We start from the raw sequence: 750 nt of genomic DNA, 5'->3' as shown, positions 1-750 counted from the left end.
AAATTGAGTTTAAAGGTCAAAACATGGCCTCACTCAGCGACAAAGAGCGGTTCGATCTGAAAAAAGACGTACAAATGGTGTTCCAAGATCCATACGGTTCGCTTTCACCACGTATGACCATCGGGGAAATCATCACTGAAGGATTAACCGTCCACCGGCCATATTTAAACAAGAAAGAACGCATGCAAAAAGCGCGTGATGTTCTGCGCGAAGTACGTTTGGATCCCGCATCAATAAACCGCTATCCGCACGAATTTTCCGGTGGGCAACGTCAACGTATTGCGATTGCACGAGCCTTGATTTTGGAACCGTCGTTTATCTTGCTTGATGAGCCGACCTCGGCCTTAGATCGCTCAGTGCAACTCACTGTCATCGATCTTCTCAAAGACTTGCAGAAAAAACACAATATCGGTTATTTGTTCATAAGCCATGATTTATCAGTGGTTAAGGCGCTTTCTGATCGCGTATTAGTGATGCAAAAAGGAGAAGTGATGGAGCAAGGAAGCGCACAAGAGATTTTCCATCACCCAAAAAGTGAGTACACTAGAAAACTGATTGATGCCTCATTGTATCTTGAGAACGATGAAAGTCAAAATGATGCTGCTTAGATTCATCACAGTTTCATATTAATGAACTAGGATTAAGTAAAGATGATTATTTCATCTTTACTTGAGAATGGCGTAGCTGCCTTTCGGTTTGGCCGCCGAGACTGGTTGGTTCATCGAGTCAGACTTAGTCAACCTGACTCAA

1 protein-coding gene is annotated in these 750 nt (G+C 43.3%); it reads left to right on the top strand.

The window, feature by feature from the left end:
• The coding region (locus tag R8O10_RS24890) for an ATP-binding cassette domain-containing protein (RefSeq protein WP_318191913.1) at window positions 1-608 on the top strand (608 nt) is incomplete at its 5' end.
• Window positions 609-750: the final 142 nt, after the last annotated feature.

The sequence above is a fragment of the Vibrio sp. 1727 genome (genome assembly GCF_033344415.1).
GTDB classification, from domain to species: domain Bacteria; phylum Pseudomonadota; class Gammaproteobacteria; order Enterobacterales; family Vibrionaceae; genus Vibrio; species Vibrio alginolyticus.
This window is presented reverse-complemented; position numbering and strand designations above follow the sequence as displayed.